The organism is Streptomyces sp. NPDC002324, assembly GCF_053593335.1.
In genome coordinates this window covers 48,664-72,264 of sequence record NZ_JBSFCF010000019.1, presented here as the reverse complement: position 1 = coordinate 72,264, position 23,601 = coordinate 48,664, and the positions used below count along the sequence as shown (strand labels likewise).

The 23,601-nt window shown below is 71.9% G+C and carries 15 protein-coding genes and 1 tRNA gene; 10 read left to right on the top strand and 6 right to left on the bottom strand.

The window, feature by feature from the left end; genetic code table 11:
- Window position 1: 1 nt before the first annotated feature.
- Together frc and ACWCRJ_RS24180 are read right to left on the bottom strand one after the other, a co-directional pair.
- The gene (gene frc / locus ACWCRJ_RS24185) at window positions 2-1,261 is read right to left on the bottom strand and encodes a formyl-CoA transferase (protein WP_450941230.1); all 1,260 of its coding nucleotides are present in this window, start codon (window positions 1,259-1,261) and stop codon (window positions 2-4) included.
- Between the two features lie 10 nt (window positions 1,262-1,271).
- Window positions 1,272-2,957, bottom strand: coding sequence for a thiamine pyrophosphate-binding protein (locus tag ACWCRJ_RS24180; protein WP_450941229.1), 1,686 nt, complete (start codon window positions 2,955-2,957; stop codon window positions 1,272-1,274).
- 166 nt (window positions 2,958-3,123) lie between these two features.
- Here ACWCRJ_RS24180 and sucC point away from each other — a divergent pair, with 166 nt between their 5' ends.
- From sucC to fusA, 6 genes are all read left to right on the top strand, one after another.
- Window positions 3,124-4,254: an ADP-forming succinate--CoA ligase subunit beta gene (gene sucC, locus ACWCRJ_RS24175; protein WP_450941228.1), complete on the top strand. Its 1,131-nt coding sequence runs from the start codon at window positions 3,124-3,126 to the stop codon at window positions 4,252-4,254.
- Between the two features lie 11 nt (window positions 4,255-4,265).
- Complete coding sequence (gene sucD, locus ACWCRJ_RS24170; protein ID WP_450941227.1) at window positions 4,266-5,150, top strand: succinate--CoA ligase subunit alpha; 885 nt, start codon at window positions 4,266-4,268, stop codon at window positions 5,148-5,150.
- 93 nt (window positions 5,151-5,243) lie between these two features.
- The gene (locus ACWCRJ_RS24165) at window positions 5,244-6,815 is read left to right on the top strand and encodes an aldehyde dehydrogenase family protein (RefSeq protein ID WP_450941226.1); all 1,572 of its coding nucleotides are present in this window, start codon (window positions 5,244-5,246) and stop codon (window positions 6,813-6,815) included.
- 174 nt (window positions 6,816-6,989) lie between these two features.
- Window positions 6,990-7,074 (top strand) — tRNA-Leu (locus ACWCRJ_RS24160).
- Window positions 7,075-7,360: 286 nt separating this feature from the next.
- Entirely contained in the window at window positions 7,361-9,376 is a 2,016-nt protein-coding gene (locus tag ACWCRJ_RS24155; protein ID WP_450941225.1) for a glycosyl hydrolase, read from the top strand.
- Between the two features lie 324 nt (window positions 9,377-9,700).
- A complete protein-coding gene (gene fusA, locus ACWCRJ_RS24150; RefSeq protein WP_450941224.1) occupies window positions 9,701-11,776 on the top strand; it encodes an elongation factor G in 2,076 nt (691 codons plus the stop codon).
- A 162-nt stretch (window positions 11,777-11,938) separates the two neighbouring features.
- Here the strand turns inward: fusA and ACWCRJ_RS24145 are convergent, their stop codons facing one another.
- Window positions 11,939-13,309, bottom strand: coding sequence for a glycoside hydrolase family 43 protein (locus ACWCRJ_RS24145; protein WP_450941223.1), 1,371 nt, complete (start codon window positions 13,307-13,309; stop codon window positions 11,939-11,941).
- A 321-nt stretch (window positions 13,310-13,630) separates the two neighbouring features.
- Here ACWCRJ_RS24145 and ACWCRJ_RS24140 point away from each other — a divergent pair, with 321 nt between their 5' ends.
- The 3 genes from ACWCRJ_RS24140 to ACWCRJ_RS24130 all read left to right on the top strand — a co-directional run bounded on the left by ACWCRJ_RS24140 (window position 13,631) and on the right by ACWCRJ_RS24130 (window position 19,155).
- Window positions 13,631-13,999, top strand: coding sequence for a hypothetical protein (locus tag ACWCRJ_RS24140; protein ID WP_450941222.1), 369 nt, complete (start codon window positions 13,631-13,633; stop codon window positions 13,997-13,999).
- 183 nt (window positions 14,000-14,182) lie between these two features.
- The gene (locus ACWCRJ_RS24135) at window positions 14,183-18,088 is read left to right on the top strand and encodes an nSTAND1 domain-containing NTPase (protein WP_450941221.1); all 3,906 of its coding nucleotides are present in this window, start codon (window positions 14,183-14,185) and stop codon (window positions 18,086-18,088) included.
- A 191-nt stretch (window positions 18,089-18,279) separates the two neighbouring features.
- On the top strand, window positions 18,280-19,155 hold the full coding sequence (locus ACWCRJ_RS24130; RefSeq protein ID WP_450941220.1) for an NlpC/P60 family protein: 876 nt from the start codon (window positions 18,280-18,282) through the stop codon (window positions 19,153-19,155).
- 78 nt (window positions 19,156-19,233) lie between these two features.
- Here the strand turns inward: ACWCRJ_RS24130 and ACWCRJ_RS24125 are convergent, their stop codons facing one another.
- On the bottom strand, window positions 19,234-20,199 hold the full coding sequence (locus ACWCRJ_RS24125; RefSeq protein ID WP_450941219.1) for a glycoside hydrolase family 6 protein: 966 nt from the start codon (window positions 20,197-20,199) through the stop codon (window positions 19,234-19,236).
- A gap of 341 nt (window positions 20,200-20,540) precedes the next feature.
- On the opposite strand from ACWCRJ_RS24125, the gene ACWCRJ_RS24120 reads away from it, so the two are divergent.
- Window positions 20,541-21,554, top strand: coding sequence for a LacI family DNA-binding transcriptional regulator (locus ACWCRJ_RS24120; protein ID WP_450941308.1), 1,014 nt, complete (start codon window positions 20,541-20,543; stop codon window positions 21,552-21,554).
- Window positions 21,555-21,626: 72 nt separating this feature from the next.
- Here ACWCRJ_RS24120 and ACWCRJ_RS24115 read toward each other — a convergent pair whose 3' ends face one another.
- Together ACWCRJ_RS24115 and ACWCRJ_RS24110 are read right to left on the bottom strand one after the other, a co-directional pair.
- Window positions 21,627-22,637 (bottom strand): Gfo/Idh/MocA family protein, encoded by a 1,011-nt coding sequence (locus tag ACWCRJ_RS24115; protein WP_450941218.1) that lies wholly within the window; start codon window positions 22,635-22,637, stop codon window positions 21,627-21,629.
- 78 nt (window positions 22,638-22,715) lie between these two features.
- The gene (locus ACWCRJ_RS24110; protein WP_450941217.1) at window positions 22,716-23,477 is read right to left on the bottom strand and encodes an SDR family oxidoreductase; all 762 of its coding nucleotides are present in this window, start codon (window positions 23,475-23,477) and stop codon (window positions 22,716-22,718) included.
- Window positions 23,478-23,601 lie beyond the last annotated feature (124 nt).

Sequence of the window (23,601 nt, the reverse complement as noted above, 5' to 3'; positions counted from 1 at the left end):
ATCAGATCACTCCGTTCGACTTGAGCAGGCGCAGCTCCTCGTCGCCGAGCCCCAGCTCGCCGACGTAGACCTCTTCGTTGTGCTCTCCGAGCAGCGGTGAACTGGTGACGTCCACGGGGGAGTCGGACAGCTTCAGCGGGCTGCCGACGGTCACGAACTCGCCGCGCTCGGGGTGCGGCACGGTGACGACCATCTCGTTGGAGACCAGGGACTCGTCCTCGATGATCTCCTTGGTGGAGAGGATCGGCCCACACGGGATGTTGTGGGCGTTGAGCCGCTCCAGCACCTCCCACTTGGGCAGGGTGGCCGACCACTCCTCGATGAGCTGGAACATCTTGCCGAGCTTGGGCAGCCGGGCCTCCGGCGTCGCCCACTCGGGGTCCTCCGCCAGTTCGGGCCGGCCGATCAGCTCACTCATCGGCCGCCAGCCGACGGGCTGCACGATCACGTACACGTAGTCGTTCGGGCCGCCCGGCGCGCACTTCACGGCCCAGCCGGGCTGACCGCCGCCGGACGCGTTCCCGGACCGGGGAACCTCGTCGCCGAAGTCCTCGTTGGGATATTCACGGAGCGGGCCATGGGCCAGCCGCTGCTGGTCCCTCAGCTTCACCCGGCAGAGGTTGAGGACGGCGTGCTGCATGGCCACGTTGACCCGCTGGCCGCGCCCGGTGCTCTCCCGCTGGTACAGCGCGGCGAGAATCCCCGCCACGGCGTGGACGCCCGTGCCCGAGTCCCCGATCTGGGCCCCCGTCGCCAGCGGCGGCCCGTCCTCGAAGCCGGTGGTCGCCATCGACCCGCCCATCGCCTGCGCGACGACCTCGTACGCCTTGAAGTTGGTGTACGGACCGTCCCCGAACCCCTTGATGGAGGCATAGACGATCCGCGGATTGATCTCCTGGATGCGGTCCCAGGTGAAGCCCATGCGGTCGACCGCGCCGGGGCCGAAGTTCTCGACCATGACGTCGGAGCGCCGGATCAGCTCGGTGAGGATCTCCTTGCCGCGCTCGGTCTTGGTGTTGAGGGTGATGCTCCGCTTGTTGCAGTTGAGCATCGTGAAGTAGAGGGAGTCGACGTCCGGGAGGTCGCGCAGCTGTTTGCGCGTGATGTCCCCGCTGGGCGCCTCCAGCTTCACCACGTCCGCGCCGAGCCAGGCGAGCAGCTGGGTGGCGGACGGGCCGGACTGGACGTGCGTCATGTCGAGGACGCGGACACCTTCGAGGGCCTTGCCGGGCGGGGCGGTCCTGACGGTCTCGGTGGTCACCGGGGTCACCTCACTTGTACATCGTCTGGTTCATGGTTCCGGGGGCGTACGCGTCCGGGTCGACCCAGACGTTGATCAGCGACGGCTTGCCCGACTCCCTGGCGCGCCGCAGCGCGGGGGCGATGTCGGCGGGGTCGCGCACCTCCTCGCCGTAACCGCCCAGCATCTGGGCGAACTTGTCGTAGTGGACGTCGCCGAGGGTGTTGCCGATCCGCTCGCGTTCCTCGCCGTACTTGGCCTTCTGGCCGTAACGGATCTGGTTCATGGAGGAGTTGTTGCCGATGATCCCGACGAAGGGGAGGTCGTAGCGGACGAGGGTCTCGAAGTCCCAGCCGGTGAGGGAGAAGGCGCCGTCACCGAAGAGGGCCACCACCTCCTTGTCGGGCCGTGCCTTCTTGGCGGCGAGCACGAAGGGGACGCCGACGCCGAGCGTGCCGAGAGGGCCTGGGTCCATCCAGTGCCCGGGCGACTTGGGCTGCACGACCTGACCGGAGAAGGTGACGATGTCGCCGCCGTCGCCGATGTAGATCGAGTCCTCCGTCAGGAATTCGTTGATCTCGCTGACCAGCCGGTACGGGTGGATCGGGGAGGCGTCGGACTTCAGGCTGGGCAGCCGCTTCTCGATGGCGGTCTGCTCGGCGGCGCGCAGCTCGTCGAGCCACTCCTTGCGCTTCGACGCGCCCCCGTTGATGCGCCCGGAAGCCGCCTCCGTCACCGACTTCAGCACCAGGCCCGCGTCGCCGACGATCCCGAGGTCGATGTCGCGGTTCTTGCCGACGGTCCGGTAGTCGAGGTCGATCTGTACGACGGTCGCGTCCGGCGACAGCCGCTTGCCGTAGCCCATGCGGAAGTCGAAGGGTGTTCCGACGATCACGATGACGTCGGCGCCCGAGAAGGCGTACCGGCGGGAGAGCTGGAAGTGGTGCGGGTCGCCGGGAGGCAGGGTGCCGCGTCCGGCGCCGTTCACGTAAGCGGGGATGTTGAGGGTGCGTACGAGGTCGATGGCGGCCTCGGTGCCCCGCGTCGTCCACACCTGGCTGCCCAGCAGGATCGCGGGCTTCTCGGCGTGCACCAGCAGGTCGGCGAGCTTCTCGACGGCCTCGGGGTCACCGGCCGAACGGGTCGAGGCCCGGTAGGCACCGGCCTTCGGCACGCGCGCCTTCTCGACGGGCACCTTGGCGTCCAGGACGTCGCGCGGGATCTCCAGGAAGGAGGGGCCGGGGGCGCCGTGGTAGCACTCACGGAACGCCATCGACACCATGTCGGCGGCGCGGGCCGTGTCCGGCACGGTCGCCGCGAACTTGGTGATCGGCGTCATCATGTCGACGTGCGGCAGGTCCTGCAGCGACCCCATCTTGTGCTGGGTGTGCGCTCCCTGGCCGCCGATCAGCAGCATCGGGGACTCCGCGCGGAAGGCGTTGGCGACACCGGTCACGGCGTCGGTCGTACCGGGGCCGGCGGTGACGACCGCGCAGCCGGGCTTGCCGGTGATCCGGGCGTAACCGTCGGCGGCGTGGGCGGCGACCTGCTCGTGACGGACGTCGACGACCTCGATGCCCTCGTCGACGCAGCCGTCGTAGATGTCGATGATGTGGCCGCCGCACAGGGTGTAGATGACCTCCACACCCTCGGCCTTGAGTGCCTTGGCGACGAGGTGACCACCGGAGATGAGGTCCTGGCTGTTGCCCTCGGGCATGGCGAAGTCCTGTCCCTTCGTAGGGGTTTTCGTGGGTCTTCGTTGAGCGTGGGGAGCGCACTCGCGGTTGATTGCATACAGTCGACGAATACTGTATGAACCTTGTTATCCCGCATCCCATCGATGGTGTCCAGGGGGCGTGCGGCACTTTGAGTCAGGAGCCGGAATGGACCTTTTCGAGCACCAGGCAAGGGAACTCTTCGAGGAACACGGCATCGCGGTCCCGCGGGCCGAGGTCACCGACTCGCCCAAGGAGGCCCGCGAGATCGCCCGCAGACTGGGCGGACGCGTCGTCGTCAAGGCACAGGTGAAGACCGGCGGACGCGGCAAGGCGGGCGGGGTGAAGCTCGCCGCCGACCCCGCCGCCACCGAACTGACGGCACGGCAGATCCTCGGCATGGACATCAAGGGCCACACCGTCCGCACGGTGATGATCGCCGAACCGGTCGCCATCGAGAGCGAGTTCTACGTCTCCTACGTTCTCGACCGCGCGGCCGGCCGTTTCCTCGCGATCGCCTCGGCCGAGGGCGGCATGGACATCGAGGACGTCGCCGCGACCCGCCCCGAGGCCGTGGCCCGCATCCCCGTCGACCCCGCCGAGGGCGTCACCTCGGCGAAGGCGTCCGAGATCGCCGAGGCGGCGGGCCTGCCCCCGCAGAGCGTCGACGTGCTCATGCGGCTCTGGCAGGTGCTGACCCGCGCGGACGCGCTCCTCGTCGAGGTCAACCCCCTCGTCCGCACCGGACAGGGCCGGATCCTCGCCCTGGACGGCAAGGTCACCCTCGACGACAACGCGGGCTTCCGGCAGGCCCGCCGGGGCGACGAGGGCTTCGCGCACGACGACCCGTTGGAGGCCGCCGCGGCCGCCAAGGGCCTCAACTACGTGAAGCTGGACGGCGAGGTCGGGGTCATCGGCAACGGCGCCGGACTCGTCATGTCCACCCTCGACGTGGTCGCCGGCTGCGGCGCCCGCCCCGCCAACTTCCTCGACATCGGCGGCGGCGCCTCCGCCCAGATCATGGCCGACGGTCTCTCCGTCATCCTCTCCGACCCGGCCGTGAAGTCCGTCCTCGTCAACGTCTTCGGCGGCATCACCGCCTGCGACGCGGTCGCCGACGGCATCGTGCGGGCCCTGGACAGCGTGCGGTTGACCAAGCCGCTCGTCGTCCGCCTCGACGGCAACAACGCCGTACGCGGCCGGGCGATCCTCGACGACCGCGACCATCCGCTCGTCCACCAGGCCACCACCATGGACGGTGCCGCGCGCCGCGCCGCCGACCTCGCCCACGCGAACTGAGGAGCCCGGACATGGCCATCTACCTCACCCAGGAGAGCAAGGTCCTCGTCCAGGGCATGACCGGCGGCGAGGGCATGAAGCACACCCGCCGCATGCTCGCGGCCGGCACGAACGTCGTCGGCGGCGTCAACCCCCGCAAGGCCGGCCGCACCGTCGACTTCGGTGACCGCGCCGTCCCCGTCTTCGGCTCGGTCGCCGAGGGCATCGAGGTCACCGGCGCCGACGTCACCGTGGTCTTCGTGCCGCCCGCTTTCGCCCGGGCCGCCGTCGTCGAGGCCGCCGACGCCGGCATCGGCCTCACCGTCGTCATCACCGAGGGCATCCCCGTCCACGACTCCGTCGCCTTCACGGCGTACGCGCGCTCCAGGGGCACCCGGATCATCGGCCCCAACTGCCCCGGCCTGATCACCCCCGGCCAGTCCAACGCCGGCATCATCCCGGCCGACATCGCCAAGCCGGGACGCGTCGGCCTGGTCTCCAAGTCCGGCACCCTCACCTACCAGCTCATGTACGAACTCCGCGACACCGGCTTCTCCACCTGCGTCGGCATCGGCGGCGATCCCGTCGTCGGCACCACCCACATCGACTGCCTGGCCGCATTCCAGGACGACCCCGACACCGAACTGATCGTCCTCATCGGCGAGATCGGCGGCGACGCCGAGGAGCGGGCCGCCGCGTACGTCCGCGACCACGTCACCAAACCCGTCGTCGGCTACATCGCCGGCTTCACCGCCCCCGAGGGCAGGACGATGGGCCATGCCGGCGCTATCGTCTCCGGCTCCTCGGGCACGGCGCAGGCGAAGAAGGAGGCGCTGGAAGCGGTCGGGGTGCGGGTCGGCGGCACACCCACCGAGACGGCCCGGCTGGTCCTCGCCGCCCTGGAGGCGGGGGCCTGACCCCACCACCCGCGAGGCACCTGCTCGCCCCCGGCCCCTCGTGGCCGACGCATGCCCCCCGCCCCCGACCGTGCACCGAGAGCGGAGCAACCCATGGCACCACCCACCCTCACCCCCACTGCCACCCTCACCCTCAAATCCGGCACTGCCTGGACCGACGCCTGGCAGCGCTGTCTGACCATCGCCCCCGAGGCCTTCCGGGACGACCGCGTCCTCAACCACTGGGCCGCCGCCTGGCGGGCCGACGGCCGGGCCCTGCCCGCCACCAGCCCCGTCGACGGACGTCCCGTCGCCGGCCCGCCCCGCCTGGACTCGATCACCGCCCACCAGGCGGTCAGGGCCTCCCTCGACCAGCACCGGGCCTGGCGCCACGTCCCCCTCGACGAACGCCGCGCCCGGGTCGCCGCCACCCTCGACGCCCTCACCCAGCACCGCGAACTGCTCGCCCTGCTCCTCGTCTGGGAGATCGGCAAACCCTGGCGGCTCGCGCAGGCCGACGTGGACCGGGCCGTCGACGGCGTGCGCTGGTACGTCGACGACATCGAACCCATGCTCGAAGGCCGGGTCCCCCTCGACGGGCCGGTCTCCAACATCGCGAGCTGGAACTACCCGATGAGCGTCCTCGTCCACGCGATGCTGGTCCAGGCGCTGGCGGGGAACGCGGTCATCGCCAAGACCCCGACCGACGGCGGCGTCGCCTGCCTCACCCTGGCCAGCGCCCTCGCCGCCCGCGAGGGCCTGCCGGTCACCCTCGTCAGCGGCAGCGGGGGCGAGCTGTCGGAGGCGCTCGTGCGGGCCCCCGAGATCGGCTGCGTCTCCTTCGTCGGCGGCCGCGACACCGGCGCCGCCGTGGCCACCGCCGTCGCCGACCTGGGCAAACGGCACGTCCTGGAGCAGGAGGGGCTGAACACCTGGGGCATCTGGAACCACACCGACTGGGACACCCTCGCCGCCGTCGTCCCCAAGCTCTTCGACTACGGCAAGCAGCGCTGCACGGCGTATCCGCGCTTCGTCGTCCAGCGGGAACTGTTCGACGAGTTCCTCGCGGCCTACCTCCCGGCGGTCCGCACCCTCAGGGTCGGCCACCCGCTGGCGGTGGAGCACCCCGACGACCCGTACCCGAAGCTCGACTTCGGGCCCGTCATCAACGCGGCCAAGGCCAAGGAGCTGACCGACCAGGTCGCCGAGGCCGTCGACCGGGGCGCCGTCCCGCTGCATCGGGGCCGGCTCGCCGACGCGCGCTTCCTGCCGGGCCAGGACACCGGCGCGTACGTCCAGCCCGTCACCCTCCTCAACCCGCCCCCGTCCTCCCCGCTCCACCACGCGGAACCCTTCGGCCCCGTCGACACGATCGTCCTGGTCGACACCGAGGTCGAACTGCTCGCCGCCATGAACGCCTCCAACGGAGCGCTCGTCGCCACCCTCTCCACCGATGACCGGGCGACGTACGAGCGGCTGGCACCCCAGATCCGGGCGTTCAAGGTCGGCCACGGCACACCCCGCTCCCGCGGCGACCGCGACGAGCTGTTCGGGGGCTTCGGCGGCTCCTGGCGGGGCGCCTTCGTCGGCGGCGACCTGCTGGTGAAGGCCGTCACGCGCGGCCCGGCGGGGGAGCGGCTGCCGGGGAACTTCCCCGAGTACCACCTCATGCCCCCCGCGGCCTGACACGGCCGCGACGTGATCGTCCGATCACCGCGGGTGAGGTCGTGCGGGTCTGCTTGAGGAGGGCCCGCACGACCCCGTCCGGACCCGGATATGCAGGTGAAGGGCACTCCGAAGTCTTGGTATTGTTGTCCATGTCGCCGCCGGGAACACCCCTGGCGAGGCGGCGGACACCTGGTCCGGGTGGCGGAATGGCAGACGCGCTAGCTTGAGGTGCTAGTGCCCTTTATCGGGCGTGGGGGTTCAAGTCCCCCCTCGGACACTCGCTACGGCGATGAGCATGCGAAGGGCCCCGACCGGTCGGTCGGGGCTCTTCGCGTTCTCGTGACCCCAGGTGATGCCTCAGGTGTTTCACGGATGCCGAGTCCCGTGATCCTTTCAGGCGACCCGCTCGCGCTCAGGCTCTTTCCTTTCCCCTCAACCTCTAGTCAAATAGCGGCACTTGAACCACACGCGTGTCACGCGCCGGCGCTGTCCCCGACCAGGACGCCCTTCTCGGCCGGCCGACCGCGTCACGGGAAGGACCCCCACACGTGCCGGAGAGACGCATGCCCATTTCCCCCCTGAAGCGTCGCGCGTTCATCCTCCTGGGTGCCGCGGTCGCCGCGGCGGCCGGCACCCGGACATCCGTGGCCGCCACGGCGACCTCCCCCTCGGGGCCGCCCGGCACGCCCACACCGGTCCGGATCGTCGACGACAGGGCGACCCCCGCCACCCGCGCGCTGTTCGCGTACCTGAAGCTGCAGCAGGGCAGAGGCATCCTGTTCGGGCACCAGCACGACCTGACCTACGGCTTCACCTTCACCACACCCGACGGCAGGGCGTCCGACACCAGAGCGGCGGTGGGCGACTACCCCGCGGTCTTCGGCTGGGACACCCTCGTCCTCGACGGCGACGAACGCCCCGGCGCCGAGAACGGCACCGACGCCGAGAACATCGCCGCGCTCAGCCGGTGCATCCGGCAGGGGGACGCGCGCGGCGGGATCAACACCCTCAGCGCCCACATGCCGAACTTCGTCACCGGCAAGGACTTCCACGACACCTCCGGCCGGGTCGTCGGCCAGATCCTCCCCGGCGGCGCGCGGCACGCGCGCTTCAACCGGTTCCTCGACCGCGTCGCGAAGGCCGTCAAGGGCGCGCGGCGCCCGGACGGCACCGCCATCCCCGTCATCTTCCGCCCTTTCCACGAGAACAACGGGGGCTGGTTCTGGTGGGGCGCCGGTCACACCACCTCGGGCGAGTTCATCGAGCTGTTCCGCTACACCGTCGAGTACCTGCGCGACACCAAGGGCGTACACAATCTCCTCTACGCCTACTCGCCCAACGCGAGTCTCGGTGGGGACCCGACCGGCTACCTCAGGACCTACCCCGGCGACCGTTTCGTCGACGTCCTCGGCTACGACTCCTACGACGAGGGCGCCGGACCGACCCCCTGGCTCGACGGTCTGGTGCGGGACCTGGCGATGGTGGTCCGGCTGGCCAACGCGCGGGACAAGGTGCCGGCCCTCACGGAGTTCGGGGAGAGCGGCACCGAGGTCCGCGACCCGCAGTGGTTCACGCGGCTGCTGCGGGCCGTCGAGGCGGACCCGCTGGCCCGCCAGGTGACCTACATGCCCACGTGGGCCAACTTCGGAGGCACCAGGCGCGCCTATGTGCCGTACCCGGGCCACGCCCTGCTGCCGGACTTCGTCCGGTTCCATCAGGATCCCTACACCCTCTTCGCCTCCGATCTGCGGGGGGTGTTCGCCGCCCGCACCACCGCCGTCAGGAACGGCCCGTCCGTGCATCTGGTGACACCCACGGACCGACAGCGCGTGACGGCCGCCAGGACCACCGTCCGGGTGCGGGTCACGCCCGCGCGGGCGAGCCGGGTCACCTACTCCGTGGACGGCGGGCGGGCCCGACCCCTGCGCCTGGACGCGGACGGCTACCACTCGGCCATCTGGTCGATCGGCGCGGCCCCGCGCAAGAAGGGCTCGGCGACCCTCACCGTGCGCGCGCGGGTGGACGGTGAGACCCTCACCGACTCCGCCGTCGTCCTCCTCGGCGAGGCCGCCCCCCTGCCCGCAGGCTGGATCGACGACTTCGAGGGGTACGCCGGGGACGATGTCGCCCTCGGCGAGGCGTACACCCACCTCAACGCCCACACCCTCACCCTGTCGCCCGACCACAAGTCCTCGGGCTCCTACGGACTGGCCTACGCCTACGACTTCACCGGCGCGGAGTTCACCGGCATCGGCCGGCCGGTCGTCGCGGACTGGTCCGGCTTCACCTGCCTGGCGCTGTGGCTGCGGGGCGACGGCTCGGAGAACGCCGGGGCGCTCGAGGTCGTCGCCGACGGAGTCCAGTTCCAGTACAGGTTTCCGCTGGACGACACGAGCGGGCAGGAGATCAAGGTCCCCTTCGGCGATTTCCAGCCCGCTCCCTGGGACACCGAGCACGCCACCGCCGTGCTCGACGCGGCCCGCTTGGCCAAGGTGACGGCGTTCCATCTGTACCTCGGCCACGGAGGCGGCACGGTGACCAAGGGCGTCGTCCACGTGGACGACATCAGGGCCGAGTGAGGCACCCGGCGGAAAATGCGGTGACCCGGCCCTGTCGCTGTCCCTAGACTCACCGCACCAAGTGACGAGAGAGGGGAGCCCGGCCATGTGCGACCGCACCGCCGTCGTCGTTCCCCGTTCCCTGTACGAGGTGATCCTCGTGTCCTCGTCCGTCCGGTGCCCGCTGCGCGGCCGGTACCGGATGCCCGTGACGCACGTCTGACGTCGAACCCCTGTGGGCGCGGAAGGAGCGACAGCTCCGTCCGCGCGCACGTTCCCGCCGTCCGCCGTACCCGCACGGGAATCGCGCTGCCCCGAAACAGCTCAGCTGAAAGGCCACGGGCCATGCGCAGCACCGTCACCACCCACGCCGACCCTCTGACCGCCGTCCGCAACCTGGGCATCCTCGCCCACGTCGACGCCGGCAAGACCACCGTCACCGAGCGGTTCCTGTACGCCACCGGGACCACGCACAAGCGCGGAGAGGTCCACGACGGCACCACCGTCACCGACTTCGACCCGCAGGAGCGCGACCGTGGCATCACCATCTTCGCGGCGGCCGTGAGCTGCGCCTGGGACGGGCACAGGATCAACCTGATCGACACCCCGGGCCATGTCGACTTCGCCGACGAGGTGGAGCGTTCGCTCAGGGTGCTCGACGGCGCGATCGCCGTCTTCGACGCGGTCGCCGGGGTCGAGCCGCAGAGCGAGTCGGTGTGGCGGCAGGCCGACCGGCACGGCGTCCCGCGTATCGCCTTCGTCAACAAGCTGGACCGTGCGGGTGCCGACCTCGACACGGCCGTCGACTCGATCCGGCGGCGGCTCCATCCGGTGCCGCTGGTGGTGCAGTTGCCGATCGGCCGGGAGGACGCCTTCGTCGGAGTGGTGGACCTGCTCCGGATGCGGGCGCTGGTCTGGGCGGACGGCGACGACACGGCCGCGGAGGTTCCGGTGCCGGACGACCTGCGGGAGGAGGCGCGACGACGCCGACGGCTGCTGGAGGAGGCGGTGGCGGAACTGCATCCCCTGGCGCTGGAGGAGTTCTGCGCCGAGTCCACGCTGAGCGCGCGGACGCTGGCCGCCGCGCTGCGCGACCTGACCCGCACGGGTGAGGGCGTGGTCGTGCTGTGCGGCTCGGCCTACCGCAACCGTGGCATCGAACCGCTGCTCGACGCGGTCGTGGCGTATCTGCCCTCGCCGCTGGACGTACCGCCCGTACGCGGTACGCACGACGGAACGGAGCGGGAGCGCCCGGCCGACGCGACCGTGCCGCTCGCGGCGCTGGCGTTCAAGGTGAGCGCCACACCCACGGGACGGCTGACCTACCTGCGGCTGTACTCGGGAACGATCCGGAAGGGGGACACCGTGCTGGACGCGGGCACGCGGCGCACCGAGCGGATCGGCCGGATCCTGCGGGTCCGGGCCGACCGGCACGCCGAACTGGACCACGCGGTGGCCGGGGACATCGTCGCGGTGGTCGGGCTGAAGTCGGCCCGCGCGGGTACGACGCTGTGCGCGCCGGCGGCGCCGCTGCTCCTCGAACCCCCGTCCGTCGCCGACCCGGTGGTGTCGGTGGCCGTCGAGGCACGCAGGAGCACCGACACCGACCGGCTCGCGACGGCCCTCGCGCGGCTGGCCGAGGAGGACCCCTCGCTGGTCGTCCGGACGGACCCCGAGACCGGGCAGACCCTGCTGTCCGGCATGGGCGAACTGCATCTGGAGGTGGCGGTGGAGAAGGTCCGGCAGAGCCATGGGCTCGACGTCGCCGTCGGCCGGCCTCGCGTCGCCCATCGCGAGACGGTCGTGCGCGGGGTGTCCGGGCTGGTCTACCGGCACGTCAAACAGGACGGCGGGGCGGGGCAGTTCGCCCATGTCGTCCTCGACGTGGCACCCCTGGAGGCGGAGGGCGACGGTGCCGCGACGGGCTTCGTGTTCCGCTCGACCGTCACCGGCGGGCGGGTGCCGCAGGAGTACGTCCGCGCGGTCGAGGCCGGCTGCCGGGACGCCCTCGCCGAGGGGCCGCTCGGCGGTCACCCGGTGACCGGGCTGAGCGTGACCCTGACGGACGGGGCGACCCACTCCAAGGACTCCTCGGAGATGGCGTTCCGCACGGCTGGGCGGCTGGCGCTCCGCGAGGCCATGCGGGTCGCGGTGATGGGCCTCCTCGAACCCGTCGCCGATGTCACCGTCACCGGGCCCGCGGATGCCGTGGGCGGGGTGCTCGGTGATCTGGCGGCGCGGCGGGGGCGGGTCACGGACTCCGTGCCCCGGGGTGGCTCGGTGGTGGTCACCGCGACCGTGCCGCTGGCGGAGCTGTTCGGGTACGCGACGCGGCTGCGGAGCCGGACGCAGGGGCGGGGGACGTTCACCGCGCGGCCTGCGGGGTACGCCACGGCGCCGGGGACGGTGCCGGTGAGTTAGGCGTGACGGGGTGGTGGGCGGCGGGGGTTCTTCTCGCCCCCGCCGCCCCTACCCGTCCCATCCTCAAGGGGCTGTGCCCCTTCGACCCGCATCCGCGGGTTCGGTGGGGGCTGGTCGCGCAGTTCCCCGCGCCCCTGAGGGGGCGCGGGGTTCCCCTTTGCGTCAGGCCCAGGGGCTTACGGCCGTGAAGGAGCTGTCGGCGCGGAAGGTGTCCGTGGCCTCGTAGGTGTCCAGGCGCAGTTCGTAGTTGTAGTGGCGGATGTAGCGGCCGGGGTAGTTGTACGACTCCAGCCGGACCGAGCCGGAGGCCGTGCCCGGGCGGGCGCAGTACGTGGCGTCCTTGTCGAACACGGTCGTGCCGTCGTCCGCGTCGGAGCGGATCCGGTAGTCCCAGTGGCGCAGGTAGCGGCCGGTGGAGGTGCGGAAGGAGTAGCAGTTGGCGTCCGCGAGGCCGGGCACGACCGTGAAGGTGGCGCTCTGCTTGACGGCGGTGGTGCTGGAGGACGTCACCGGGTCGACGTAGCCGAGGTTGTCGGAGCGGGTCACGGCGTAGCGGCCGGTGTAGTTGACGGACTGCAGGGAGCGGGTGGTGTTGGCGGGGAGGGTGACGCCGCCGGAGACCGTCTCCTTGAGGACCGTCAGATGGCGGACGAAGCCGGTGAGGCCGGGGAGTTGGGTCGGGGTCGACCAGGTGGCGAAGTTGTCGTAACTGTCGCTGTACCAGTACTGCCCGGCGCCGTAGGCGTCGTAGTAGATCCGCCAGCCTCCGTTGTCGAGCTGGACGAGCGCCGGGCCCTCCATCCCGGAGCCGAAGCCCGCCCAGTTGCCCGTCTTCGTGATGGTGTACGGGCCGGTGAGGCTGGAGGCGGTGCCGTACTCGATGTACTTCGTCGTCTCGTTCTTGGTGAACGCGTGGTAGGTGGAGCCAATCTTGACGATGAAGGTGTCGATGTAGTTCGGGCCGATGCCGGAGAGCCGGGTGGGCGCCGACCACGCGGTGAGGGCGGAGTTCGTCGCCGTCAGTTTGTACGGTTTGAAGATGTACTCGCCGTCGGCCGCGACGGACGCGGACAGGATGATGTTGACGCTGCCGTTGGTGTCGACGAACCACTCGGGCGCCCAGGCGCGCTGCAGGCCGCTGATCGGGACCGTGTAGTCGTACAGGAAGGTCCAGTTGAGGCGGTCGGTGGAGCGGGCGAAGCCGATGGTGGTGGAGAGCGCCGACCAGGTGCGCGTGGTGTAGGTCAGGTAGTAGTAGCCGTCCGTGTGCTTGAAGATGCTGGGGTCGCGGATCAGGCCGGAGGGCGGGGTGTACGCCGGGCCCTTCCGGAGGGTGAAGCCGGTCGCGTCCGGCGAGTCGTAGACGTACATGTTCGACTCGCTGCTGTTCGTGAACGCGGTCATCGTGTACCGCGTCGCCTGCCCGGCCGCCGGATGGGCGGCTCCGGCCGGGGAGGCGAGGGCGGTGGTGAGGCCCAACAGGGCGGCCACCGAGGTCAGGAGGGCGAGGACCGCCCTGCGGGTTCTGTTCAACGCTCGTCCCGTCTTTGCGCGAACTGCCCTGAGGCGTGGGATGTTGTTCGAAATATCGGCTCTTGTGCGGAAGTTCGATCAGAAGATAAGAGGGGGGCATGTGCGCGTCAATGGATCGCGCAGGTTTTGTGCGAGGCGAGGTTCCGCTTGTTTGCCGCGCGATGCGACGGCGTTGCCTCCGGCCGGGTGTTTCCCCAGGTCAGGGCCAGTTTCCCGGGGCGGCTCACAGGAGGGCAACAGGAAACCCGTCGACCTCGGTCGGTGGCCGGGGCAACTCTGATGTCGACAGCACACAGCAGGACCCACGACCAAGGGGGAACGATGCGCAAGCTCAAGGCGATGCGGACCGCGGCGGCACTGGTACTGGCGGCCGGCGCGGTGATGACCGCCACCGCGACCCAGGCGCAGGCCGCCACCAGCCACGGCTGCCCGGACGGGTACGTCTGTATCTACCCGGAGAACGCGGGCTGGAACAACGACGTGCCGTCGCACAAGTACTACACGTACGGCTACCACAACCTCAGCAACATGGTCGGGACCCACCGCATCATCAACAACCAGACCGGTGGCGCCACCATGCAGACCTGCACCGGGTACAACGGCACGGGCTGCGAGGGCTACCTCCCCGGCGGCGGCTGGTGGATCGACAAGAACATGACGCCGATCAACTCGATCCGCCTCAACCCGTAACCCTCGGGCGCCACGGGGGACGAGGCGCCGAGGCACGGGGGAGACGACGTCCGGAACCGCATCTGCCCGCGGTTCCGGGCGTCGTGTTTTCGCCACTCCGGGTGAAAGATTTGGTTGCTCTCACCACCCCGACAGTAACCTGGGCATCCGCCGTCTCACGGCCGCACTGCCTTGGGGGACACCTTGGGGAACCCGCAGCTCGGAGCTGACCCAGATCACCGCGACGACCGGGACGGGACAGCGCCGACCACGCCTTCTCTCCCCCTTCAGCAGTCCTTCCCCGCCCAACTGCGCCGACTGCGGCGCGAACGCGGACTGTCGCTCACCGACCTGGCCCGCCGCACCCACTACAGCAAGGGCTACCTCAGCAAGATCGAGACCGGTACGAAACGCGCCACTGTCGACGTCGCCCGCCTCTGCGACGAGGTCCTGGGCGCCGAGGGCGAACTGCTGCGCCTGGTACGCCGGACACCGCCCAGCGAGCCCGGCCCCGACACCACGCCACCCCGGTCCGACGGAGTGTGTCCGTACCGCGGCCTGTCGGCGTTCACCCCGCAGGACGCGGAGTGGTTCTTCGGCCGCGAGCGCGCCACGGCCGCACTGGTGGAGCGGATCTTCGAACGGGTGGGCGGCGGACCGCTGATGCTCGTCGCCCCGTCCGGCGCCGGCAAGTCGTCCCTGCTCAACGCCGGTCTCGTCCCCGCGCTCGGACGCGGCGACCTCCCCATGCCGGGTGCCGACCGCTGGCCGGTGGTCCAACTCACCCCCACCGCGCGTCCCCTGGACGAACTGCTGGAACGCACCGCGAAGGCGCTGGGCAGCGACCTCGGCCTCACCGCCGAGGAGGTGCGGGACGACCCGGGCGCCCTCCTCGGCGCCGTACGGGCCGGATCGCACGCCCCGCCGGAGACACCCGGCGAGCGGCGCCCCCCACCGCCCCGACCGGTCCTGATCGTCGACCAGTTCGAGGAACTGTTCACCCTCTGTACGGACGAGGACGAACGCCGCTCCTTCGCCCGTGTGCTGTGCGCCCTGGCCACCGCCCGGCCGGCGGAGTGTCCGCACCCGCCCGCCGTCGTGGTGCTCGGGGTCCGCGCCGACTTCACCGGCAGTTGTCTCGGCCTGCCCGAGCTGGCCCCCGTCTTCACCGACGGGCTGTTCGTCCTCTCCCCGATGACCGTGGCGGAACTCCGGGAGTCCGTCACCCTCCCGGCGGAACTCGCCGGGCTCACCCTCGAACCCGGCCTGGTCCCGCTGCTGCTGCGGGACGCGGGGCTGCGCGACGACCCGGACGCGCGCCCCCGGGGTTCCGCGATCGGCTCCGACGAGACACCCTCCGGCGCGCTCCCGCTGGTCTCCCACGCGCTGCTCGCCACCTGGCAGCGGCGCCGGGACTCCGCGCTGACCGTCGACGGGTACGAACGGGCGGGCGGCATCCAGGGAGCGGTCGCCCGCACCGCCGAGAACGTGTTCGCGCGCCTGTATCCCGCCGAGCAGAAGACGATCCGCCGCATCCTGTCCCGGCTGGTGCTCGTCATGGACGGAACCGGGGCGACCCGCCGCCGGATGAGCCGGGACGCCCTGATGGCGCGGCTCGGCGACGCGGACGGGGCCGCCGCCGCGCTCGACGCCTTCGTCCGGGCCCGGCTCATCACGATGGACAGCGACACCGTCGAGATCACCCACGAGGCGCTGCTGCACGCCTGGCCCCGGCTGCGCGGCTGGATCCACGCCGACCGGGCCGGACTCCTGCTGCACCAGCAACTCGCCCACGCGGCCGCCGAATGGGAGCGCGAGGGCCGCGACCCGTCCGCCCTCTACCGGGGCACCCGCCTCGACACCGTGCGGGCCTGGGCCGAGGAGTCGGACGGCTGGAGCAGGCTCGGCCCCGACGAGGAGGCGTTCCTGAGGGCCAGTCAGGCCGAGGAGGACGCGCGGCGCGGCCAGGCCCGGCGGCAGGTTCGACTGCGGCAGTCCATGCTCGCCACGCTCGCCGTGCTGCTGGGCCTCGCCGTCACCGCCGGAGGGCTCGCCTACCAGCAGCGCGAGGGCGCCCTCGACCAGGAACGCGTCGCCCGCTCCCAGGCCCTCGCCGCGCGCTCCGCGTCGCTCGCCGGGGGCCGGCCGGAGGCGTCGATGCTCCTCGCGGAGCAGGCCTACCGGACCGCGCCCACCGCAGAGGCCCGCGGCGCCCTGCTCAGCACCCAGTCACAGCCCTTCTCCGCCCGGCTCGACGGACACCGCGGCCCGGTCAACGCGGTCGCCTTCGCGCCCGACGGCCGCAGCCTCGCGACCGCCAGCTCCGACGGCACGGTCGTCCTGCGCCGCACGGCAGGCGGTCACCGCGTCCTCGCCCGGATCACCGTCGCCGGGCGCGTGCGCTCGGTCGCCTTCGGCGCGGACGGCCGCACGATCGCGGTGACGTCGACCGACGGACCGGTGACCCTGTGGAGCACCACCGGCGGCCATCGCAGGACGGGCACGCTCGGCGATCGTACGCAGGGCGCGCGTGCGGTCGCCTTCGACCCGCGCGGAGGGACGCTCGCCGTCGCCGCCGCCGACGGGACCGTCCAGCTGTGGGACACCGGCCCCCGCCCCCGGCTCACCGCCACCCTCCCCGGACACGGGGGCGGCGTCAACGCGCTGGCCTACGCCCCCGACGGCCGGATGCTCGCCTCCGCGGGCACCGACCGCGCCGTACGGCTCTGGGACACCGGCCGGGCACGGCTCGTCGACGCGCTCAAGGGGCACGCCGACGACGTGCTGGGTGTCGCCTTCTCACCGGACGGCAGGACGGTGGCCTCCGCCGGTGTCGACCGGACGGTCCGGCTGTGGGACGTCGGCGGCAGACGGCTGACCGACACGTTCACGGGGAGCAGTGACGACATCAACGCCGTCGCCTTCACCCCGGACGGGACCACGGTCGTCGGCGCGGTCGGCGACGGGACGACCCGGCTGTGGGACGTGCGCGGCGGCCGGCAGACCCTGGTCCTCGCCGGACACACCGACTACGTCCTCGGGGTGGCCGTGACCTCCGACGGCGCCCTGCTGGCCACGGCCGGTTTCGACCAGTCGGTCGTCCTGTGGGACCTGAACGGGGCGGTCCTGACGTCGCGTCCGTTCACGGAGGTCTGGCAGACCGCCTACAGCCCCGACGGGAAACTGCTGGCCACCGCCGACGCCGACCACTCCGTACGGCTGTGGGACGCGCGGACGCACAACCTCGTGGCAGCCCTGGAAGGGCACACCGAGACCGTGTTCTCGGTGGCCTTCTCGCCCGACGGGCGGACGCTCGCCTCGGCGGGCTCCGACGGCACGGTCCGGCTGTGGGACGTCGCGGGGCACGAGGCGCTGAAGAAGCTGACCGGGCACGGCGGACAGGTCTTCTCCGTCGCCTTCTCGCCCGACGGGCGGACCCTCGCCTCGGCGGGCTCCGACCACACGGTGCGCCTGTGGGACGTGGCGGGACGCCGGCAGCTCGCCGTGCTCCGCGGCCACAAGGACTTCGTCAACGACGTCGCGTTCAGCCCCGACGGCCGCACCCTGGCCGGCGCCGGCGACGATCTGACCGTACGGCTGTGGGACGTCGCCGGACATCGCCAACTCGCCTCGCTCACCGGCCACTCGGGCGCGGTGCGGGGGGTGGCGTTCAGCCCGGACGGGCGCACCCTCGCCAGCAGCGGCAACGACGGGACCGTACGCCTGTGGGACGTCCGGAGCCGCCGCTTCGAGACCGCGCTGAGCGGTCACTCGGGCGCGGTGCGGGGGGTGGCGTTCAGCCCGGACGGCCGTACCCTCGCCAGCAGCGGCAACGACCGTACGGTACGCCTGTGGGACATCGCCGGACGGCGGCCGTGGGCGACGCTCACCGGTCATACGAACGCGGTGTGGGGCGTCGACTTCGCCCCCGACGGGCAGACCGTGGCCAGCAGCAGCACGGACGGCACCGTACGGCTGTGGGACCTCGATCCCGCCGCCCGGCTGGCGGACATCTGCCGGTTGCGTGCCGGCATCGGGCCCGAGGAGCGCGCGACACTGCTGCCCGGGGTGCCCGTCCCGGCGGACTCGTCACCGTGCGGGCCGCGCTGAGCGACAGGCCGGGGCGATTCGTTGCCGCTCGGCAACCGCCCTGGTCGCGAGGGGTTTCCCAGGTGTTTCCCGTTGCCCGTCGGGAGGGGGCGACACCCCGGATCTCGACGAGCGGGGCGCGGGTCGAGCAGGCTGCTGTCCGACCACCACCACCCAGTCCATCGAAACCGACAGGAAACGGGGGTTCCGGCATGGTGAGCCGGACCAATGTCATCCGCACACTGATCGCACTCATGGCCCTGCTCCTCTGGGCGCCGGTGTCCACGGCCTCGGCGGCACCGGCCGCCCCCGCCGCCGGCTGCGGCGTCCTCGCGCCCGGCGCCTCGGCCGCCGCCGAGCGGGCGATCGCCGCGGCCTGCGCCGAGGTCGCCGCGGGCACCTGGTACTCGTGGGGCGGCGGCCACGGCGCCCTGCCGGGGGCCACCTACGGGCAGGTGGACCCCACCGACCCGGCCAGTGAACACGACCCCGAGCGGCGCGGCTTCGACTGCTCCGGCCTCGTGCGGTACGCGTACGCCCAGGCCGCGGGCGGCACGGACATCCTCAACGGCGTGGCCGGCCAGCAGTACTACACGCACCGCGCCGCCGCCCGCTTCACCGCCGCCCAGGGCCTCGCCCCGCTCGTCCCGGGCGACCTGCTGGCCTACGGCAACAAGAAGGACCTGCACCACATCGCCATCTACCTCGGCGCGGGCAAGATGGTCGAGGCCAAGCAGTCCGGCACCCGGCTGATGGTCAGTGACGTCCGCCTCGGCGGCGACTACTTCGGCGCGGTCCGCGTCAACACCGGCCAGGTCACCGGCCACATCCACCAGACCTGGGGCACCGGAGTCTGGACCAAGGCCGAGCCCCGCCTCGCGGCCGAGCGTGTCTACGCCTTCCCGTACTCGACCACCATCCGCGTGTACTGCCAGAAGCACGCGGAGCTGGTACAGGCGGAGGGCTACGAGAACGACGTCTGGTCCTACCTGCCCGACTACAAGGCCTGGGTCACCAACATCTACATCAAGGGCCCGGCCTGGCTGGACGGCGTACCCGACTGCAAGGACGTGCCCCCCGTCTCCTGACGGACGCGTGCCGGTGACCGTCGGGGGGCGGCCACCGGCGCGAGCGCTGATCCCGTACGCCCGCGAGGGGGGCCGGGATCAGTAGCCGTAGATCATCTTGTAGGCGACCTCGGGCAGGAACTGGCCCGCCGAGGAGCCGGATCCGACGCCGCAGTTGCCGTCGGACTCACCCGGGACCTTGATCCACAGCAGCATCTCGGCGCCTCCGCCCTGCTGGGTGGCGGGGCCGATGCGGCGGCCCGAGGGGTTGCACCACTGGCCGTTGGAGCCGTTGCCGTTGCGGCTGGTGTCCACGACGAAGGGCTTGGTGTAGCCGTAGCGGGCGCTGAGCTGACTGTTGACGGCGTTGCCGTAGGCGGTGTTCTCGGCGGTGGTGAGGTAGTTGGAGACGTTGAGCGAGAAGCCGTGGGCCTGCCGGACGCCGGCCTCGTGCAGACGCCGGGCCATGGTCCCCGCGTCCGTCCAGGCGGGGTTGCCGGCGTCCATGTAGACCCAGGTGTTGGGGGCCTGGCGGGCGAACTGGGAGAGGGCGCCGCTGAGCATGTTCTGGCGTTCGGTGATCTGGGCCTGGTTCATGCAGCCGTAGTCGCCGAGGGAGTCCGGTTCCAGGACGACCAGGGCCGGGCGGTTGCCGATCCCGCCCGCGAACTGCGCGATCCAGCTCGCGTAGGCGGACGGTGAGGCGGCCCCGCCGGCGGAGTGCCCGCCGCAGTAGTCGCGGTTGTAGATGTTGTACGCGACGAGAAGGGGCAGCTTGTCGCGGCTGTCCGCGGCGCCCGCGTACGCGCCCGCGGCGGTGCCGACGGCCCCGCTCCAGGAGCCGAACCAGCGGGCCGTCGGGGTGTTGGCGATGGAGGCGTTGATCGCGGACGCCCGGCCGTCGCCGGGGTTGGCGGCCACCCACCTCTTCGCGCTGGAGTCGGGGTCCACGTAGAACCCGCTGGTCATGGAGGTCGGGTCGGCCGCGTGGGCGGACGGCGCGACGGTGAGCGCCAGTGGCAGGGCGAAGAGCGCTGCCGTCAGGACGCGGAGTCTGCGGCGCATGACATCACCTCGAATTCCTGGGAGGGACACGTCACGCGCTCTCGTCCCGAGCGGGTGACGCGCTGAGGAAGTGCGGTGGTGCGGCGTTCCCCGGATGCTGGGAGCGCTCCCACTGGAAGCGCTCCCAGTGACGCTGAGAACCTTCGGGGTGTGGTGGGTATCGTGTGGCCGCCTGGGAGAACTGTCAAGGGCCGGAGTGTGAACTGCCCTCTGTACAGGGTGAGTTCGAGGCTCTACGGTCCTTGGGGCCGGAAGCGCTCCCAGTTTTCGGACCGGCGGCGGCCGACGGGGTCCGATGGGGCTGACGGGGGCCGATGGGGGACGGGAAGGGGCTCGTGGTCATGGTGGTGGATCCGGCGCGTCGGCGGCCCACGCTCGACGCCGTGGCCGAACTCGCCGGGGTGAGCCGGTCCGTGGCCTCCCGCGTCCTCAACAACGCACCGCACGTCAGCCGTTCGAAGCGCGAGGCGGTCGAACGGGCCGTCCGGCAGCTCGGTTACGTACCCGATCCGAGCGCCCGCGCGCTGGCCACCCGGCAGACGGGAGCGGCCGCCCTGGTCATCTCCGGAGAGGAACCGTCGATCTTCGCGGATCCGTTCTTCGCCCAGGTGATCGTGGGGGCGTCGGCCGCTCTGGAGGAAGCCGACCTGCATCTGATGCTGTGCCTGGCCGCCTCCGACCGGGGTCGCAAACGGGTGGCGGAACTGCTCCGCTGCAAGGGCGCCGACGGTGTGATGATGATGGCGCTGCGCGAGGACGATCCGCTGGCCCGGGCGGCCGAGGAGTCGGACCTGCCGGTGGTGTTCGGCGGACGCCCGGTCGGGACGGTCCCCCGCTGGTACGTGGACGTCGACAACACCGGCGGAGCCCGCGCGGCGACCGAGCACCTGCTCGCACGCGGCAGAACGCGGGTGGCGGCGATCTGCGGGCGCATGGACACCGAGGCGGGGCGTGCCCGGTACCGCGGCTACCGGGACGCCGTGCTGGCGGCCGGGCTCGATCCGTTCCCCCCGCGCGAGGGCGACTTCACCGAGGCCGGGGGAGCCGCCGTCATGGCCGCGCTGCTGGCCGAACACCCGGACGTGGACGGGGTGTTCGCGGCCAGCGACAACATGGGGGCGGGGGCGCTGCGCACCCTGCGTCAGGCGGGCCGGCCGGTCCCCGGGGACGTGGCGGTGGTCGGTTTCGACGACCTGGCCGTGGCGCGGATCGCCGATCCGCCGCTCACCACCGTCCACCAGCCCATCGCGGCCCTCGGGCGCGAGATGGCGCGCATGCTCGTCGCGATCGTCGACGGCCAGGACCCCACGCCGCTGATCCTGCCCACCCGGCTGGTCGTCCGTTCCAGCACCTGACACGGCAAGGGCGCGTGGCCGGGCGGGACCCCCACCCGGCCGCGCGGCCCCGCCCGTGCCGGGCTCGGACCGTCAGCCGGCCTGTCGGCGCACCTCGTCCAGCCTCACCGGCCGGTGCTCGGCCACCGAGAGGGTCGCCGCCTCGGCGATCCAGCTGGCCTCGATGGCGTCGGCGACGGTGCAGGGGGAGGTGCGGGTGCCGGCGACGACCTCGGTGAAGGCGGTGAGTTCGGCGCGGTAGGCGGGGGCGAAGCGGTCCATGAAGAAGTTGTGCGGGGGACCGGCGGGGAAGGTCACGCCCGGCTCGGCGGAGCGCAGCGGCAGCTGGGTGTCGAGGCCGGCGGCGATGCTGTCCTTCATGCCGTGGAGTTCCAGGCGGACGTCGTAACCACGGGCGTTGTGGCGAGAGTTGGAGATGACGCCGATCGTGCCGTCGTCGAAGGTGAGGAGCGCGGAGGCGGTGTCGACGTCACCGGCCTCCTTGATGTACGCCGCGCCGCGGTTGCCGCCGGTCGCGTAGACCTCCACGACCTCCCGGCCCGTCACCCAGCGGACGACGTCGAAGTCGTGCACCGCGCAGTCCCGGAAGATGCCGCCGGAGGACGCCACATAGCCGGCCGGCGGGGGCGCCGGGTCCAGGGTCGTCGAGCGGACGGTGTGCAGGTCGCCGAGTTCGCCGTCGAGGAAGGCCTGCCGCGCGGTCACACAGCCCGCGTCGAAGCGGCGGTTGAAGCCGATCTGGACCTGCACGTCGCCGCCTTCGACGGCGCGCAGCACAGCGAGGCTCTCCTCGATGGTCTTCGCCACCGGCTTCTCGCAGAAGACGGGGATGCCCGCCTCGACCGCGGCCAGGATCAGACCCGGGTGCGCGTCGGTCGCGGCGGTGACCACGACGCCGTCGATGCCGGAGGCGAAGACGGCCTCGGGCGAGTCGGCCACGGTGGCGCCGTACTTCTCGGCGGCGGAGGCGGCGGCCGCGGCCAGCGGGTCGGAGACCACCAGCTGCTCCACCACGTCGAGCCCGGCGAGAGTCCCGGCGTGGAAGGCGCCGATGCGGCCCAGCCCCAGAATGCCAATGCGCATGATCGAGTGTCCCTTTCGGATGTGCTGAAGAAGCGGGAGAAGCAGAAGGAGGCGAGGGGAAGAAGCGGGGCGGGGCGGTCAGTCCTGGGCGCCGAAGACGTTCTGGTCCCAGTCGATCACGGAGCCCGTCACCACGCCGCTGCGGTCGGACAGCAGGAGGACGACGAAGTCGGCGATCTCGTCCACCTGACCGAGCTTGCCCATCGGCAGGCGCTCGGCGGCACGCTCCCGCCAGTCGTCGCCCGCCCCGTGGAACTCCCGCTGGATCGCGTCCTCACCCTCGGTCTCCGTCCAGCCGATGTTGAGGTCGTTGATCCGGATCCGGTCCCAGCGGTGGGCGTGGGCGGCGTTGCGGGTCAGGCCCGCGAGGCCGGCCTTCGCGGCGGAGTAGGGGGCCAGGTTCGGGGGGCCGCCGTGCGCGCAAGTGGAGCCGATGTTGACGATCGTGCCGGGCGCCGAGCGGCCCACCAGGTGCTCGACCACGGCCTGCATCGCGAAGAAGGGGGCGCGCAGGTTGACCGCGATGTGCGCGTCGAACAGGTCGGGGGAGGTGTCGAGGAGCGAGCCGCGGGAGGTCAGACCGGCCGCGTTGACCAGGCTGTCGACCCGGCCGTGGGCGGCGACCACCCGGTCCACGGCGCCGCGCACCTGCGCCGGGTCCGTCAGGTCGGCCCGGACGAACGTGGCGCCGGTGTCCGCCGCCAGCTTCTCGCCGATCTCGGCGCGACGGCCGGTGAAGGCGACGGTCGCGCCCTCGCCGAGGGCCGCCCGGACGATGCCCGCGCCGACACCCTGGCTGCCGCCGTTGACGAGGACGACCTTGTCCTCCAGTAGTGCCATGCGGGGTGTGTCCTTTCGGTCCGCTGCCGGCGGGTGCCGCCGTACCCGGTGGTGGCCCGCGCGCCGGCGAGCTTTCGCGGCGTCCTCGCCTCTGTCAGTCTTGGGGCGCGGGGCCCCTCGTACA

Bases quoted from the DNA above. Each gene is read 5' to 3' on its own strand.
- ACWCRJ_RS24110 (WP_450941217.1), bottom strand. From the start codon at position 23,477: ATGGCACTACTGGAGGACAAGGTCGTCCTCGTCAACGGCGGCAGCCAG.
- ACWCRJ_RS24140 (WP_450941222.1), top strand. From the start codon at position 13,631: ATGCGCAAGCTCAAGGCGATGCGGACCGCGGCGGCACTGGTACTGGCG.
- ACWCRJ_RS24120 (WP_450941308.1), top strand. From the start codon at position 20,541: ATGGTGGTGGATCCGGCGCGTCGGCGGCCCACGCTCGACGCCGTGGCC.
- ACWCRJ_RS24155 (WP_450941225.1), top strand. From the start codon at position 7,361: ATGCCCATTTCCCCCCTGAAGCGTCGCGCGTTCATCCTCCTGGGTGCC.
- ACWCRJ_RS24180 (WP_450941229.1), bottom strand. From the start codon at position 2,957: ATGCCCGAGGGCAACAGCCAGGACCTCATCTCCGGTGGTCACCTCGTC.
- ACWCRJ_RS24115 (WP_450941218.1), bottom strand. From the start codon at position 22,637: ATGCGCATTGGCATTCTGGGGCTGGGCCGCATCGGCGCCTTCCACGCC.
- sucC (WP_450941228.1), top strand. From the start codon at position 3,124: ATGGACCTTTTCGAGCACCAGGCAAGGGAACTCTTCGAGGAACACGGC.
- ACWCRJ_RS24125 (WP_450941219.1), bottom strand. From the start codon at position 20,199: ATGCGCCGCAGACTCCGCGTCCTGACGGCAGCGCTCTTCGCCCTGCCA.
- ACWCRJ_RS24130 (WP_450941220.1), top strand. From the start codon at position 18,280: ATGGTGAGCCGGACCAATGTCATCCGCACACTGATCGCACTCATGGCC.
- fusA (WP_450941224.1), top strand. From the start codon at position 9,701: ATGCGCAGCACCGTCACCACCCACGCCGACCCTCTGACCGCCGTCCGC.
- sucD (WP_450941227.1), top strand. From the start codon at position 4,266: ATGGCCATCTACCTCACCCAGGAGAGCAAGGTCCTCGTCCAGGGCATG.
- ACWCRJ_RS24165 (WP_450941226.1), top strand. From the start codon at position 5,244: ATGGCACCACCCACCCTCACCCCCACTGCCACCCTCACCCTCAAATCC.